This is a genomic window from Blautia marasmi (assembly GCF_900258535.1).
Classification (GTDB): domain Bacteria; phylum Bacillota; class Clostridia; order Lachnospirales; family Lachnospiraceae; genus Blautia; species Blautia hominis.
In genome coordinates, this window is the sequence record NZ_OIWX01000001.1 from 3,820,728 (window position 1) to 3,837,034 (window position 16,307).

The window sequence follows — 16,307 nt, forward strand, 5'->3', positions numbered from 1 at the left end:
TATGATCGTATTTATCATTGGTATGCCGGTTTTCCTGAATTTGAAAGTGAACAGAGGATTAGAAGTGGGAGCTGTACCTCTTTTGATTATGGTCAACATTTTGGGAATAATTCTGTATGGAAATATCTGCATGGAGGAAGAAAAATATCCTGGTGGTGAAATTGCTCTTTTGTGTGCCCCATGTTCAAAGAAAATATTGGTGGCTGTGAGATATTTGGTAATGAGTGCATTTTTTCTGCTTTGTACGACAGGATACGAAGTGGTTGCTCTGATTATGGGCAGAAGGCTTCTGTATATATGGCAGATTTTGCAGGCAATGTCTGTTTATATTATATTAATTGGAATTTTTATCCCCATTGTATATAAGGTAGGAGTAATAAGGGTTCAATATATACTTTCAGGAACCGTGGTGTTGATGGGATTTGCGGTAAGTATGTTTACAAACTCTGAGTTTTTTACTTCTATGACGGAAATTTTAAACAGAAATCGTAATTTGGCAGTTGCGTGTTTTTGCGGATTTTGCATTGTATTTACAGCCGTTTCCTACATTATATCAATAAAAATATACGAGAAAAAAGAATGTTCATAAAAGCATTTGACCGAATCACCAGAGCCGGACAGCCTTGTAATTCCCAGCCTGCGGCGCCTTTGTAATGCCGCAGGCTGTAGATGACAAGGTGCTGGCTCTGCATTTTTTCACCCATTATGTATGACAAAGCATAGGAAACATAAATAGGTTATCTCTGAAAATATTGTCTTTTTCCTGAAGTACAAAAAGATGTGTATCCTCTTCTCTAAAAACAGCCGGTTCAAACGAAAGGTTATCCTTCGGTGTAAATCCTAAGCAGACTTTGCGGCAGTGTTCATCTGCAGTGACGGATAAAATATCTTCCGGATGAGCATCTTCACCACAGAAAACATCATAGCATAACAAAGTATCGCCCTCTTGTTGGGCCACAACAACTGCATCGTATTCAGGTAAGAAGTATAGATTGTCATTTTGGGACATGATACAATGAAACATGACAATTTCTGTACTGCCGGGCATCGCAACAGATGCAAACGGATTTCCGTATTGGATTTTTTTGATCAGAATCGCCCTGTCAGCAGGGTCCTCTAGGTTCAGTTTCCGAAGACTTCCCTTTCGGGCGGAGATCGGTCTGCTGTACTGATACTCGTTTACTTCTTTAAATCCAAATTTGGGATAAAAATCAACGGCCCGGTCATTAGCGTACAGATAGACTGCGTCACAATCGTCTTTCCATTCTTTCAGTATCTCATGCATTAAAAACCGGCTCAAACCTCTGTTTCTGTACGCGAGAGCGGTCATAACCGTACCGAGCTGAATATAAGTCTTCTCTTCCTTCTGAAAGATCACGTGAAAAACAGTGGCAAAGATATTTGCCACACAGTTATTGCCGTCAAACAGTGCGTATGGGGTGGTCTTTTCAGTCCAGAAGCCCTGTTCATACCATTTTTCAAAGGACAGGCCGCCAAAAGTTTCTCCGGCCAAACGATTTAAACAGTTACGCAGATCTTTATTATCCTGAAAATTTTTGTGGTAATCAAATGTGGTTCCATTTATGACACATTTCATCCTATTCCCTCTTTTATCGTAAAAGTATTTCCCTTATGTCGCGGGTCCTTATTATTTTATCATACCGTCAAAATTATTTCCACCAATGTGTTGGGCAGTTTCCCTTTCGAGAAAACATCGTGTTACTGTACACTCCGTGTCCAGTAACACGCTTCGTGATGCACAGATATGGGGCATTCTGCCCCATATCGCGCTGGCTGCCTCCGGATTTTCATGCTTCCGGCATGAAAACGCCTCCCGGTACAGTGACCTGTGTACGGTAACAAAATATCTGTCCGCCAATGTTTTTGTGAAAAATGTCCCCTTGTCAGCATATAGAAAAAGCGTTATGATGGTAAGACAGTTTTATTTATGAAAATCCGTGTTGCGTTATTTTGGAAGTTACCATATAGCCGGTATCTCTGCACATTGCAGTTAGGCCCGCAGGCGGCAAGCAGAAGTAACACAGGCGGATCATAGGAGATATATATGGAGTTATACGATTTAAACGAAATAGAGGAGCGCGTTATCCTGGTAGGAGTTCAGGAAGGCGACGGCGATGATACCGTGGAATCCGTGGAAGAGCTTGCAGAGCTTGCAAAGACGGCGGGGGCACTTGTGGTGGGCACGGTCATCCAGAAAAGAGAACGGATCCATCCCGGTACCTATGTGGGAAAAGGCAAGATGGAGGAGCTGAAAATGCTGCTCACAGCCCTGGATGCCACAGGGATCATCTGCGATGATGAGCTGTCACCGGTACAGATGAACAACCTGCAGCAGGAGCTGGACTGTAAGGTAATGGACAGGACCCTTTTGATACTTGATATTTTTGCGGACCATGCGTCCACAAGCGAAGGAAAGATCCAAGTGGAGCTGGCACAGCTCCGTTACCGGGCAGTCCGTCTTGTGGGACTGCGCAATTCCCTGTCCCGCTTGGGCGGCGGTATTGGGACCAGAGGCCCTGGTGAGAAGAAGCTGGAGATGGACAGGCGTTTGATCAAAGAGAGGATTTCCCAGTTAAAGAGGGAGCTTGAGCAGGTGAAGCGTCACAGAGAGCTTCTGAGAGAGGGCAGAAAAAGAGACCGCGTCATGACAGCAGCCATTGTGGGTTACACCAATGCAGGAAAATCCACGCTCTTGAATACACTGACAGATGCTGGCGTGCTTTCAGAGGATAAGTTGTTCGCCACTCTGGATCCGACTACCAGAATGCTGGAGTTATCCAAAGGAACCAGAATTTACCTCACAGACACCGTAGGGTTTATCCGGAAACTGCCTCATCATCTGATCGAGGCGTTTAAAAGCACACTGGAGGAAGCGAAGTATGCCGATATTATTTTACATGTGGTAGACGCGTCCAATCCGCAGATGGAAGATCAGATGCGTGTGGTATATGACACCCTGCAGGAACTGGAAGTGACCAATAAAAAAATAGTTACACTTTTTAATAAACAGGACAAACTGGCAGAGGAACAGATACTCCATGATTTTAATGCCAACCATGTACTGCGTATTTCAGCTAAGACAGGGGAGGGCCTGGACCGTCTGAGAGAGGTGCTGGAAAAAATTGTGACAGAAGACCAGATTTATTTGGAGCGTGTAATTTCTTATAAAGATGCAGGGATCCTGCAGCAGATCCGTAAGTACGGACAGCTTATGGAGGAGGAGTACACAGAGGGCGGGATTGCAGTAAAAGCAAGGGTTCCGAAGGATATTTTAGGACGCCTGTAGTCCATGTCCGGATGGATGTTTGTGGGGATTTACGCAAACGTTGAATTAATAATTTAATTAATAAACTACCATATATTGGAAATATTAAAAGAATGTTTACAATATATGGTAGTTTTTACGGTTGACGAAAAGTATAACCTTTGCTACAATAGACCTACAGCGTTTATACAGAGGCCATACTCTGTGAATGCGAGGCGGGACGGAAAGACGGTCCTGCTTCTTTACATATAAGGAGGAAGAGGAATGTTTCAGGTAGTAAAACGTGATGGGGAGATCGCAGAATTTCGGCTGGATAAAATTGCGGAAGCAGTTAAGAAAGCATTTGATGCAACAGAGAATGAATACAGCAATGATATGCTGGATCTACTGGCACTCCGGGTGACATCAGATTTCCAGAAGAAAATCGTAAAGGGGAAAGTTTCTGTTGAGGATATTCAGGACAGTGTGGAAAATGTACTGATCCAGGCCGGTTACTCTGATGTGGCAAAATCCTATATCCTGTACAGAAAGCAGAGAGAAAAAATCCGCAATATGAAGTCCACGATCCTGGACTACAAAGAGATCGTAAACAGCTATGTGAAGGTGGAGGACTGGAGAGTAAAAGAAAATTCCACGGTAACATACTCCGTAGGAGGACTGATTTTAAGCAACTCCGGTGCGGTGACTGCCAACTACTGGCTGTCTGAGATATACGACACGGAGATCGCGGAGGCGCACAGGAATGCAGATATCCATATCCATGACCTGTCTATGCTGACAGGATACTGTGCCGGCTGGTCCTTAAAACAGCTGATCAAAGAAGGGCTGGGCGGTATCGAAGGCAAGATCACCTCATCCCCGGCCAAGCATCTGAGCGTGCTCTGCAACCAGATGGTGAACTTTCTGGGAATCATGCAGAATGAATGGGCAGGGGCACAGGCTTTCTCTTCCTTTGACACATACCTGGCACCTTTTGTCAAAGCTGACAATTTGAGCTATCCCGAGGTGAAAAAGTGTGTGGAATCCTTTATCTACGGCGTCAATACTCCGAGCCGCTGGGGAACACAGGCGCCATTCTCCAATATTACCCTGGACTGGACCGTTCCGGGTGATCTGGCAGAGCTTCCTGCTATTGTAGGCGGCCAGGAAATGCCCTTTAAGTATAAGGACTGTAAAAAAGAGATGGATATGGTAAACAAGGCATTCATCGAGACGATGATCGAGGGAGATGCCAATGGACGCGGTTTCCAGTATCCGATCCCAACTTACTCCATTACCAGGGATTTTGACTGGTCAGATACAGAGAATAATAAGTTATTATTTGAGATGACTTCAAAATACGGAACACCATATTTTTCAAACTACATAAACAGTGATATGGAGCCAAGTGATGTGCGCAGTATGTGCTGCCGCCTGCGTCTTGACTTAAGAGAACTGAGAAAGAAAACAGGGGGATTCTTTGGTTCCGGGGAGAGCACCGGGTCTGTGGGTGTTGTGACCATCAACATGCCCAGGATCGCATACCTGGCAGAGGATGAGGAGGATTTCTTCCGCCACCTGGACCATATGATGGATATTTCAGCCCGCTCTCTGAAAATCAAGAGAGATGTCATCACAAAGCTTTTGGATGAAGGTCTCTACCCATACACCAAGAGATACCTGGGCAGCTTTGAGAACCACTTTTCAACCATTGGTCTTCTGGGCATGAACGAAGCTGGCCTAAATGCCAGATGGCTGAAATGTGATATGGCTGATGAGAGGACCCAGGAATTCTCCAAGCGTGTGCTGAACCACATGAGAGAGCGTCTGAAAGATTATCAGGAAGAGTACGGCGATCTGTACAACCTGGAAGCAACTCCTGCAGAGTCCACTTCCTACCGTCTGGCAAAGCACGACAGAAAACGCTGGCCGGACATCGAAACAGCAGGAAACGAGGGAGACACTCCCTATTACACCAACAGTTCCCATCTTCCGGTGGACTATACGACAGATATCTTCGATGCGCTGGATATTCAGGACGAATTACAGACATTATACACCTCAGGCACAGTTTTCCATGCGTTTCTGGGAGAAAAGCTGCCTGACTGGAAAGCAGCGGCAGCGCTGGTGAGAAAGATTGCGCAGAATTACCGTCTGCCTTACTATACCCTGTCACCAACTTATTCTGTCTGCAAAGACCATGGCTATCTCTCCGGTGAACATTTTGTGTGCCCCAAATGCGGCAAAAAAGCTGAAGTTTACAGCCGTATCACAGGTTATTACCGTCCAGTGCAGAACTGGAACGACGGAAAGAGCCAGGAATACAAGAACCGTACGGTTTATGATATTGCCCATTCTGATTTCAAGGGCAGTACCCCTACGGTATCAATGACGGAGCGTGAGGTTAGGATGGAGGAAGCAGATGCCGGACAGGTAACGGCAAAATACTTGTTTACTACAGAAACCTGCCCCAACTGTAAAATAGCAAAACAGATGCTGGAAGGCGAGGACTATGAGCTGGTGGATGCGGAAAAGAATCCGGAACTAGCCCGCAAGTTCGGCGTTATGCAGGCTCCCACCCTTATTGTCATAGACGGCGAGGAGACAAAAAAATATGTAAATGCGTCTAATATCCAGAGATATGTAGACGAAGATTGAGAGAAAAGGCCCGGTCTGATCACCGGGTCTTTTGGTGTAAAAAGATGAATTTTTGTTTTTCTTGTCGGAGCGTTTCCGTTGACAATGTAATGATTATTCTCCATAATAGAGGTTAGAAACAGAAAGATTTCTGTCCGCAGCCATCTGCCGGATAGGAGAAAATATGGTAAAAAAGAGCCGGGGATGGGAGGCAAAGTATATGAAATTTGAAGAGTTACTGCTTGATAAAGAACAGGAGGGAAGAGAAGACGGAATTCGTGAAGGTATGGCAAAAATGTCAAAACTCATCAACCAGCTTCTCCGGGACGATCAGGCAGAACAGATACCTCTTATAACGGAAGACCCTGAACTCAGGGACCGGTTATTTAAAAAGTATCATATCTAAATTTTCATTTCTATAAATCTCTTAGCAGAGCCGGGCGGGTTTCTGCCCGCCTGGCGGACTGCTTCTTAGTATTAACTGTTTGAAACTTTCACAGTTATGAGTCTATTACATTTATTACAATAATCCCAATTCAGATTAAAATGGCAGAATACCTGCGCCAATCATCTCTCTGTTCCAAACAAGCAGAAAGACAGCCAGGAAAATTCCCGGCTGCCTTCTGCATAAAATATAAGTTAAAGAAAATACAGGCTTATTTATTCTGAGTCTTTTCGGCTTCAGCCATTTTCATAGCGCGGACCTTCAAAGGCAGACCAAACAATGTGATAAATCCGTCTGCATCGTGATGATCATACAAATCTCCTGTTGTGAAGGATGCCAGTGATTCACTGTACAGGCTGTACGGAGAAGTAGTACCGGCTTTGATAATATTGCCCTTGTACAGTTTGAATTTTACTTCACCTGTCACATACTGCTGGGTGCTCTCCACAAAAGCCTGGATAGCTTCGCGCAGCGGTGTAAACCATTTTCCTTCGTATACGATCTGAGCAAACTGACTGCCCAGTTTTTTCTTTGTCTCCATTGTGTCGCGGTCCAAGATCAGCTCTTCTAACTGGTCATGAGCCTCCATCAGGATAGTTCCGCCCGGTGTCTCGTACACACCGCGGGATTTCATGCCTACAACACGGTTTTCCACAATATCAATGATGCCGATCCCATGTTTTCCGCCCATTGCATTCAGCTCTGTAATGATTTCAGAAACCTTCATGGATTTTCCGTTCAGGCTTGTGGGGATACCTTTTTCAAAGGTCATAGTCACATATTCCCCTTCTTCAGGAGCTTTTTCCGGTGTAACACCGAGAACCAGCAGATTATCATAATTGGGTTCCTGCGCAGGGTCTTCCAGTTCCAGGCCTTCGTGGCTGATGTGCCATAAATTACGGTCACGGCTGTAGCTGTGGCTTGCATCAAAAGGAAGGTTGATTCCGTGTGCTTTACAGAATTCAATCTCATCCTCACGTGACTGCATGGTCCATACATCTGTCATGCGCCATGGAGCGATGATCTTTAAATCAGGAGCCAGAGCCTTGACGCCCAGTTCAAAACGAATCTGGTCATTTCCTTTACCGGTAGCGCCGTGGCAGACAGCGGTAGCGCCTTCTTTTCTTGCGATCTCAACCAGTTTCTTGGCGATTCCGGGACGAGCCATGGATGTTCCCAGCAGGTATTTGTGCTCATATACAGCACCGGCCTGTACGCAGGGAACAATGTAGTCGTCACAGAATTCGTCAATGATATTTTCAATATATAATTTGGATGCGCCTGATAATTTGGCACGTTCGTCCAGTCCGTCCAGCTCGTTTCCCTGTCCGCAGTCTACACAGCAGCAGATAACTTCATAGTCAAAATTTTCTTTCAGCCACGGAATCAGAGCTGTCGTGTCCAGTCCGCCTGAATATGCTAAGATAACTTTTTCTTTCATAATGAATTCCTCCTGTATTTGCCATTTTCTATGTACCGGGGTATGTCCCGCCTTGAGGTATATTTACTGTTACATCTTGTTTTCAAACACACCCTAAAAATTTATTTTGCTATCGACATGCTTTACTATACAACAACTTTTATATTTATGCAATAGAAAAATGAAAAATATGTAAAAAAAATTTCTTGGCATTTTTCTCGGAAAATTATATTTCCTTAATTAATATACAGAATATAACAGAAATAGAACTAAGAAAAAATGGAAAAATATAAAAGAAAAGACTTGCATATTATACAGAAAAGATGTATGATTATGCAATCGAACAAAACTTTATGCATAATGCCCCGGACAGGATAAAGCTTTACTACACAAAACAACTGGAGTATGATAAAGGCATATACGAAAGAATATAAAGTTTATTGGGAAAGGATGTTGAAAAACATGATAAAAGCAGGAATCATCGGAGCAACCGGCTATGCCGGAGGCGAACTTGTCAGATTACTTTTAAATCATAAAGAAGTGGAAATTAAATGGTACGGCTCCAGAAGCTACATAGATAAAAAATACTATGAGGTTTACCAGAACATGTTCAAGCTGGTAGATGACAAATGTATGGATGACAATATGGAAGCCCTGGCTGATGAAGTGGATGTGATCTTCACTGCAACCCCCCAGGGGTTATGTGCGTCTTTAGTGAATGAGGAAATCCTCTCCAAAGTAAAGATCGTGGATCTGAGCGCAGACTTCCGTTTAAAAGATGTAAAAGTATACGAAGAATGGTACAAGATCCGGCACAAGTCCCCTGAATTTATAGAGGAAGCCGTATACGGTCTTTGTGAACTCAACCGGGAGGATGTAAAAAAGGCACGTTTGGTGGCAAATCCTGGCTGTTACACCACATGCAGCATCCTGACTTGTTATCCCCTGGTAAAAGAGGGGCTGATCCGGCCGGAGACATTGATCATTGATGCAAAGTCAGGAACATCCGGGGCGGGCAGGGGAGCCAAGGTCGACAATCTATACTGTGAAGTGAATGAAAATATCAAAGCATACGGCGTGACGACCCATCGCCACACACCGGAGATAGAAGAGCAGCTTGGGTATGCGGCCGGCAGAGAGTTCTGTCTGAATTTTACTCCGCACTTGGTTCCGATGAACAGGGGAATCCTGGTGACCGCCTATGCTTCCCTGGCGCAGGACGCCGATGAGGATGTCATCCGCGCAGCCTATGAAAAATACTATGGCAGTGAATATTTTATCCGCGTCCTGGATAAAGATGTGTGTCCCCAGACCAAATGGGTGGAGGGCAGCAACTTTGTGGATGTGAATTTTAAGATTGATAAGAGAACAAACCGCGTGATCATGATGGGCGCCATTGATAACCTGGTAAAAGGTGCGGCAGGCCAGGCGGTGCAGAATATGAACCTGATGTTTGGTTTCGAGGAGACAGAGGGCCTGAAGCTGGTGCCCATGTTCCCGTAAGTGACAGGAGGATGTAGAGATGAAAGTTATAAACGGCGGCGTGACCGCAGCAAAGGGATTTCAGGCAGCAGGCATTGCAGCAGGGATCAAAAAGGGAAATGCCAAAGACATGGCTATGATCTACAGTACAGTGCCCTGCATGGCGGCAGGCACTTTCACTACCAATGTGGTAAAAGCAGCCCCAGTAAAATGGGATCAGCAGATCGTATATCATGCACCGGCTGCACAAGCAGTCGTCTGTAACAGCGGGATTGCCAATGCGTGTACAGGGGAAGAGGGATACGGATACTGCAAAAAGACAGCACAGGCGGCAGCGGAGATCCTGGGTATCCCGGAAGATTCTGTGCTGGTGGCATCCACAGGCGTTATCGGAAAACAACTGCCCATGGATATCCTGGAGGCTGGTGTGGAGAAAATGGTTCCCCTTCTCTCAGAATCTGAGGCAGCGGGCACACTGGCAGCAGAATCCATTATGACCACAGATACGGTAAAGAAAGAAATCGCGGTAGAGACAGAGATAGACGGCAAAAAAGTTACCATTGGCGGTATGTGTAAAGGTTCCGGCATGATCCATCCCAACATGTGCACCATGCTTGGGTTTGTGACCACGGATGTGAATATCAGCAAAGAACTGCTCCAGGAAGCGCTCAGTGACAGTGTAAAGGACACTTACAACATGGTTTCCGTGGATGGAGACACCTCCACCAATGATACGGTTCTTCTTCTGGCAAACGGTCAGGCGGGTAATGCAGAGATACAGGAAAAAAATGAGGATTACGAAAAATTTGCAGAAGCTCTTGGTTATGTGAATACCTGGCTGGCAAAGCACATTGCAGCGGACGGAGAGGGCGCCACCGCCCTGTTCGAGGTAAAAGTGATCCATGCAGCGAGCAAAGAGCAGGCCGTGACCCTGAGCAAGTCTATCATTACCTCTAACCTTACAAAAGCAGCAATTTTCGGACACGATGCCAACTGGGGGCGTATCCTGTGCGCCATGGGGTATTCAGGAGCGCAGTTTGATCCGGAGAAAGTGGATTTATACTTTGAGAGTGCAGCGGGCAGCCTGAAAATCATAGAGGACGGCGTGGCAACCGGATACAGCGAGGAGGAAGCAACAAAAATCCTGTCGGAAAAAGAAGTGACCGCTGTGGCAGATATCAAGATGGGAGAGGCATGCGCCACTGCCTGGGGATGTGACCTGACCTATGACTATGTGAAAATAAATGCGGATTACCGCTCATAATAAGATATGAATGGCAGCGGGTGTTCCGTCCGACCAGAAACTACACGTCCGGTGCGGTTTCGGCCGGATGAAGCACTAGGCACCGAATCGTTACAGGAATCGTTAACGGAGGAGAGAAAAAATGGTGAATCAAAAATATTTGGATAAAGCGGAAGTGCTCATAGAGGCACTTCCGTACATACAGCGTTTTAACAGGAAAGTGATCGTAGTAAAATACGGCGGAAGCGCCATGGTGGACGAACAGCTCAAGCGTGATGTGATCAAAGATGTAGTGCTTTTAAAGCTGGTTGGTTTTAAACCCATTATTGTCCACGGAGGCGGCAAGGAGATCAGCCGCTGGGTAGGAAAAGTGGGAAAAGAGGCAAAGTTTGTAAACGGCCTCCGTGTCACAGATGACGAGACCATGGAGATCGCGGAGATGGTCCTGGGAAAGGTGAACAAAGAACTGGTAACCCTGGTGCAGTCTCTGGGCGTAAAGGCAGTGGGCATCAGCGGAAAAGACGGCAGCCTTCTGAAGGTCAATAAAAAACTGTCCGACGGTCAGGATATCGGCTATGTGGGGGATGTAAAAACCGTGAACCCCAAAATCCTTTATGACCTGCTGGAAAAAGATTTCCTTCCCATTGTGTGCCCTATCGGCCTGGGGGATGACTTTGCCACATACAATATCAATGCGGATGACGCGGCATGTGCCATTGCCTGCTCCATGAAGGCAGAAAAATTGGCGTTTCTCACAGATATTGAAGGTGTGTACAGAAACCCGGATGACCCCTCAAGCCTCATATCGGAGCTTTTCGTTAAAGACGCGAAAAATCTTATTGAGAACGGCAACGTAGGCGGCGGCATGATCCCCAAACTGCAGAACTGTATTGATGCCATTGAGGAGGGCGTATCCAGAGTACATATATTAGACGGCAGGATACCACACTGTCTGCTTTTGGAAATCTTCACAAATAAAGGGATTGGAACGGCAATTCTCAGGAAAGGCGAGGGAAAGTATTATCATGAAGACGAATAGTTACGAATATATGGAGCGGGCGGAGCATGTGGTTCTCCACACCTATAACCGTTTTCCTGTTGTCTTGGAAAAAGGGGACGGTGTCCGCCTTTATGATGTGGATGGAAAAGAGTACCTGGATTTTGCAGCAGGTATTGCGGTCTTTGCTCTGGGATACAACCATCCGGCATACAATCAGGCATTGAAAGACCAGATAGACAAAGTGATCCACACATCTAATCTGTATTACAATATCCCCATGGTGGAGGCAGCCGAGAAGCTTACAAAGGCATCCGGCCTTGACAAGGCTTTTTTTACCAACAGCGGCACAGAAGCCATTGAGGGTGCCATCAAAGTGGCAAGAAAATATGCCTGGCTGAAGGATAAGAATACAGACCATGAGATCATTGCCATGAGGCATTCCTTCCACGGCAGGAGTCTGGGCGCTTTGTCCGTGACTGGGAATACCCATTATCAGGAGCCTTTCAAGCCATTGATTGGCGGCATTAAATTTGCGGATTTCAACGACCTGGAGAGTGTGAAAAACCAGATCACGGAGAAGACCTGCGCTGTTATTATGGAGACAGTCCAGGGGGAGGGCGGTATCTATCCGGCAGAACCGGAATTTTTAAAAGGTGTGCGTGCCCTGTGTGATGAACACGATATCCTGCTGATCCTGGATGAGATCCAGTGTGGTATGGGCCGGACCGGATGTATGTTTGCGTTCCAGGATTACGGTGTGGAGCCGGATGTAATGACAACAGCAAAAGCGCTGGGCTGCGGTGTGCCGGTTGGAGCGTTTGTCCTGAATAAGAAGACAGCAGAGAATTCCCTGGTGCCCGGTGACCACGGAACCACCTACGGCGGGAATCCTTTTGCCTGCGCAGCGGTGAGCAAGGTGTTCGACCTGTTTGAGAGCGAGAAGATAACAGAACATGTAAAAGAGGTGTCCGCATATCTGGTAAAGAAACTGGATGCCCTCACAGAGAAATACGATTTCCTGACAGCCAGAAGAGGAAAAGGCCTGATGCAGGGCCTTGTTGTCTCCGGCCGTCCTGTGGGTGAAATTGTGACAAAATCCATAGAAAACGGCCTGCTGGTCATATCAGCGGGAAGTGATGTCCTGCGTCTTGTGCCGCCTCTTGTCATTACGGAACAGGATGTGGATGAAATGATAGAAAAATTAGAGAAAAGTTTGTAACTGTGAGGGTACTGACCAGTTACAAAAGTTTTTAAAAAACGGACTGTCCAAAAGTGGATAGCCCGTTTTTACATTTCTGAAAAGGACCGCATAAAAACTGCCCTTCGGGACATTCTAGTAAGAAAAAGGATGTGGAGGGATTTTTTATGTGGGGAATTTTAGTTGCGCTTTTGTCAGGTGCACTGATGAGTGTACAGGGAGTTTTCAATACCGCACTGACAAAACAGACCAGCTTATGGGTATCCACCGGATGGGTACAGATATCGGCCTTTCTGGTCTGCATTGCAGCCTGGCTGTTCACAGGGAGGGACAAGATAACGGATTTGGCGAGAGTTGACCACAAATACATTTTATTAGGCGGAGTCATCGGCGCGTTCATAACCGTGACGGTGATCCAGAGTATGTCTTCCCTTGGTCCGGCCCGGGCAGCCATGCTCATTGTGATCGCACAGCTGGCGGTGGCATACCTTATTGAAGTGTTCGGCATTTTCGGCGTGGAAAAAGTCGGGTTTGAGTGGAGAAAAATCATCGGCATGGCAGTGGCCATTGCAGGGATTGTTATTTTTAAATGGGAAACAAAGTCATAATGGAAATAAGTGACAAAATTTCAGCCACCGGCAGGAGATCCTGCCGGTAAACTGTAAAATAACAGTCCGAAGGGTACTGTTCCCATCACCGCCCTCTCTCCGGGTGTTATCCTGCAGGAGAAGCTGCAAATCAACAGTTGAAAAATCGTATAGCCTAGATTAAAATAAAAGAAGTAGAAACTCTGGAAAAACACCAAGGAATTGCGAGATAGATCAGGGAGAAAAATGAGGGAAGAAAATGTCATATAACAAGGCTATGCTGGCACAATGGAATAAGAAGACAGTGCTGGAAATGATTCGTACACAGGGTCCTATCAACAAAGCGGAAATTGCAAGAAAGGCAGAGCTGAGTATTCCCACTGTAATGAAGATCACAGAGGAGTTTGAACGGGCGAATCTGGTGAAAACTATCGGAAAAGGTGAATCAACAGGAGGAAAAAGACCTGATTTACTGGAATTCGTTTCAAACGCCTATTACATAACAGGAATAGATATTGGCCGCCATTACGTGAAGATCGTGATTATCGATATGGCGGCTGTCATTATGTCAAGGGAGTGCTTTCCCACCACAGAGGAGGATATCAAACAGCCGGAACAGTTCCTGGAGAAAATAGCGGACCGAGTGGAGGCGCTGATAACAAAAAGCGGGATATCCCCAAAACGCTTCATGGGAATTGGGATCGGTATGCCGGGGATTCTGGACTACAAGAGTGGAGATGTGATCTTCTCGCCGGATTTTAACTGGGTAAATGTCCCCCTCCTGCATATTTTTCAAAAACGTCTTTCAGATTACCGGATCATACTGGAAAACGCCAACCGTGCCCTGGCGCTTGGTGAGTACACCTACGGTGCGGCAAAAAATGCGGAATACATACTGTGCATAAACCTGGGGTATGGAATAGGAGCAGCCATTATTGAGGGCGGGGAACTTCTCTATGGAAAAAGCGGTACCTGCGGAGAATTCGGACATATGATCATGGAACCCGGCGGACCCCTCTGTGACTGCGGCAACCGGGGGTGTCTGGAAGCCCTGGCATCGGGCAATGCCATTGCAAAACGAATGGAGGGGTATATAAAGGAGGGGAAGCAGAGTCTGGCCGGCAGATTGGCTTCCGAACATGGGAAAATAGAGGCGGAGACCGTATTTGAGGCTGCCAGGGCAGGCGATATCCTGAGCCGGCAGATCATAGAGGAGGCCATGGAATATGTGGGCATTGCCATAGCAAGCAGTATTAATCTGCTGGATCCGGATATGATCATCCTGGCCGGCGGCCTGACAAAGTCACAGGATCTATTTTTGGGAATGTTGTATGAGACAGTAGAGAAGTATAAAATGAAATATTCGGGAAAAAATGTATCTATCAAGGTGGGAACCCTGGGGGAATACGCCACGGCTATAGGTGCGGCCACTATGCTGATCAGGCTGCTTATAGAAAAGGGCGGAGAACTTTGACAGATAGATAGCTGCCGTGAAGGCTTTTCAGGACTTTTACGGCAGCTTTTTTCACTGTTACCATGGTACCCAGCTAGCTCTGGAAACTTCATGGTAAAATGCACAAAAAAGTGTTGACAACAGAAAAGCAGTACGTTATAATTCACATATAAAGTTAGTTAAGTTAATTAAGTAACTGTGGTGTTGTTAGAATTCCTTGTCGAGTAAAATGAAATAAATTGATAATTTGTCTAATAATAGCATGACTATTTTTTTTATCCAGTTAGTTAGTTAAATTAAGTAAGTTAATGAGGAGCAGAGAATAGTGAAATACGATAAGTTTGCAATGGCACAGATGAACCGGAGCATGGTCTTTGATCTGATCAGAAGAAAAGGTCCCATCAGCCGTGCGGAGATAGCCCGGACCATTGGCCTTAGTATTCCCACTGTGATGAAAATAACAGAGGAATTTTCGCAAAAGCAGTTTGTGCAGGATGTGGGAAAAGGCGAATCCAGCGGAGGGAAGCGGCCCGAGTTACTGGAACTGGTGCCTGACTCAAAGTACATTATCGGAGTAGGGGTGGGGCGCAGCAAAACAAATGTGCTGCTGATGAATCTGGCCGGTGAGGTATTTATCCGTGAGATCATGGAGACCGGGGGCACGGCAGTACCTGAGGTGTGGATATCCAGGCTGATCCAGGTGATAGAAAATGTAATACGCGAAAGCGGACTGCCGGAAAAAAGGATCTTAGGGATGGGAATCGGTATGCCGGGGATCTTAGATGAGGAAAGCGGAAAGGTCCTGTTTTCCCCTGACTTTAAATGGGAAAATGTGGATATGCTAACCCCGATCCGGGAGCGGTTTAAGATGGATATTACCATTGAGAATGCCAACCGGGCATTGGCTATGGGAGAGTATTATTTCGGAGCGGGCGTGGATTCCAGAAACTTTTTGGTGGTGAATCTGGGGCATGGTATCGGTTCCGCCATAATGCGGGAAGGCGGATTTTACCGGGGGAGTTCCGGAAGCAGCGGAGAGATCGGACATATTATCCTGGAGAAAAACGGACCGAAATGCAACTGCGGAAACCGGGGATGTCTGGAGGCCATTGCATCCGGAAACGCCATTGCCAGGGATGCCAAGATAGCCGTGCTGGAAGGGAATGCATCCCAAATAATGGAATTGGTAGGCGGGGATATCAACCGGATCGAGGCGAAGACCGTGTTTGAAGCGGCACGTCTGGGTGACCAAACGGCGATCCGGATAACAGAACGTGCCATGCAGTATATTGGAATTGGGCTGGCGAATTATATTAATCTGCTGGATCCGGACCTGATCATCCTATTCGGGGGTCTGACCAATGCAGGTGATATATTTTTAAAGAAAATAAAGGAAGTGCTTCGGGAGAGGCAGATGAAATTTGCAGGAAGGCAGGTGAAACTGGTTATTTCTCAGATGGGTGAGAACGGCACCGCGGTCGGATCCGCATCCCTGGTGCTGAAAAAGTTTATAAAATACGGGAATTAAATCCGGTAAAAAGAAATGCCCTTTGGGGGTACAGCAAAAATAATGGAGG

At 46.2% G+C, this 16,307-nt stretch carries 13 protein-coding genes; 11 read left to right on the plus strand and 2 right to left on the minus strand.

What is annotated here, in order from left to right; genetic code table 11:
• The first annotated feature begins 1 nt into the window (after position 1).
• Positions 2 to 589 carry an ABC-2 transporter permease gene (locus tag C6P39_RS16470; RefSeq protein WP_242987062.1) on the plus strand — a complete coding sequence of 196 codons (588 nt, stop codon included), beginning with the start codon at positions 2 to 4 and terminating at the stop codon, positions 587 to 589.
• Positions 590 to 703: 114 nt separating this feature from the next.
• Here the strand turns inward: C6P39_RS16470 and C6P39_RS16475 are convergent, their stop codons facing one another.
• Complete coding sequence (locus C6P39_RS16475) at positions 704 to 1,597, minus strand: GNAT family N-acetyltransferase (protein ID WP_104804513.1); 894 nt, start codon at positions 1,595 to 1,597, stop codon at positions 704 to 706.
• Positions 1,598 to 2,065: 468 nt separating this feature from the next.
• On the opposite strand from C6P39_RS16475, the gene hflX reads away from it, so the two are divergent.
• From hflX to C6P39_RS16495, 3 genes are all read left to right on the plus strand, one after another.
• Positions 2,066 to 3,307, plus strand: coding sequence for a GTPase HflX (gene hflX, locus C6P39_RS16485; protein WP_104804515.1), 1,242 nt, complete (start codon positions 2,066 to 2,068; stop codon positions 3,305 to 3,307).
• 243 nt (positions 3,308 to 3,550) lie between these two features.
• A complete protein-coding gene (locus C6P39_RS16490) occupies positions 3,551 to 5,923 on the plus strand; it encodes a ribonucleoside triphosphate reductase (RefSeq protein ID WP_104804516.1) in 2,373 nt (790 codons plus the stop codon).
• Between the two features lie 199 nt (positions 5,924 to 6,122).
• On the plus strand, positions 6,123 to 6,308 hold the full coding sequence (locus C6P39_RS16495) for a hypothetical protein (protein WP_207657135.1): 186 nt from the start codon (positions 6,123 to 6,125) through the stop codon (positions 6,306 to 6,308).
• A gap of 250 nt (positions 6,309 to 6,558) precedes the next feature.
• Here the strand turns inward: C6P39_RS16495 and C6P39_RS16500 are convergent, their stop codons facing one another.
• Entirely contained in the window at positions 6,559 to 7,788 is a 1,230-nt protein-coding gene (locus tag C6P39_RS16500) for an argininosuccinate synthase (RefSeq protein WP_104804517.1), read from the minus strand.
• 441 nt (positions 7,789 to 8,229) lie between these two features.
• Between C6P39_RS16500 and argC the strand changes: the two genes are divergently transcribed.
• The 7 genes from argC (at position 8,230) to C6P39_RS16535 (ending at position 16,258) form a co-directional block, all read left to right on the plus strand.
• Entirely contained in the window at positions 8,230 to 9,270 is a 1,041-nt protein-coding gene (argC, locus tag C6P39_RS16505; protein ID WP_104805960.1) for an N-acetyl-gamma-glutamyl-phosphate reductase, read from the plus strand.
• 19 nt (positions 9,271 to 9,289) lie between these two features.
• Positions 9,290 to 10,513: a bifunctional glutamate N-acetyltransferase/amino-acid acetyltransferase ArgJ gene (argJ, locus tag C6P39_RS16510; protein ID WP_104804518.1), complete on the plus strand. Its 1,224-nt coding sequence runs from the start codon at positions 9,290 to 9,292 to the stop codon at positions 10,511 to 10,513.
• 121 nt (positions 10,514 to 10,634) lie between these two features.
• Positions 10,635 to 11,531, plus strand: a complete 897-nt coding sequence (gene argB, locus C6P39_RS16515) for an acetylglutamate kinase (protein WP_104804519.1) — start codon at positions 10,635 to 10,637, stop codon at positions 11,529 to 11,531.
• Positions 11,518 to 12,711, plus strand: coding sequence for an aspartate aminotransferase family protein (locus C6P39_RS16520; RefSeq protein ID WP_104804520.1), 1,194 nt, complete (start codon positions 11,518 to 11,520; stop codon positions 12,709 to 12,711). The genes argB and C6P39_RS16520 overlap by 14 nt, the downstream gene beginning before the upstream one ends.
• 146 nt (positions 12,712 to 12,857) lie before the next feature.
• Positions 12,858 to 13,298, plus strand: a complete 441-nt coding sequence (locus C6P39_RS16525) for a DMT family transporter (protein ID WP_104804521.1) — start codon at positions 12,858 to 12,860, stop codon at positions 13,296 to 13,298.
• Between the two features lie 238 nt (positions 13,299 to 13,536).
• Positions 13,537 to 14,751, plus strand: coding sequence for an ROK family transcriptional regulator (locus tag C6P39_RS16530; RefSeq protein ID WP_242987063.1), 1,215 nt, complete (start codon positions 13,537 to 13,539; stop codon positions 14,749 to 14,751).
• Between the two features lie 304 nt (positions 14,752 to 15,055).
• Positions 15,056 to 16,258, plus strand: a complete 1,203-nt coding sequence (locus C6P39_RS16535) for an ROK family transcriptional regulator (RefSeq protein ID WP_104804522.1) — start codon at positions 15,056 to 15,058, stop codon at positions 16,256 to 16,258.
• The last annotated feature ends 49 nt before the right edge of the window (positions 16,259 to 16,307 follow it).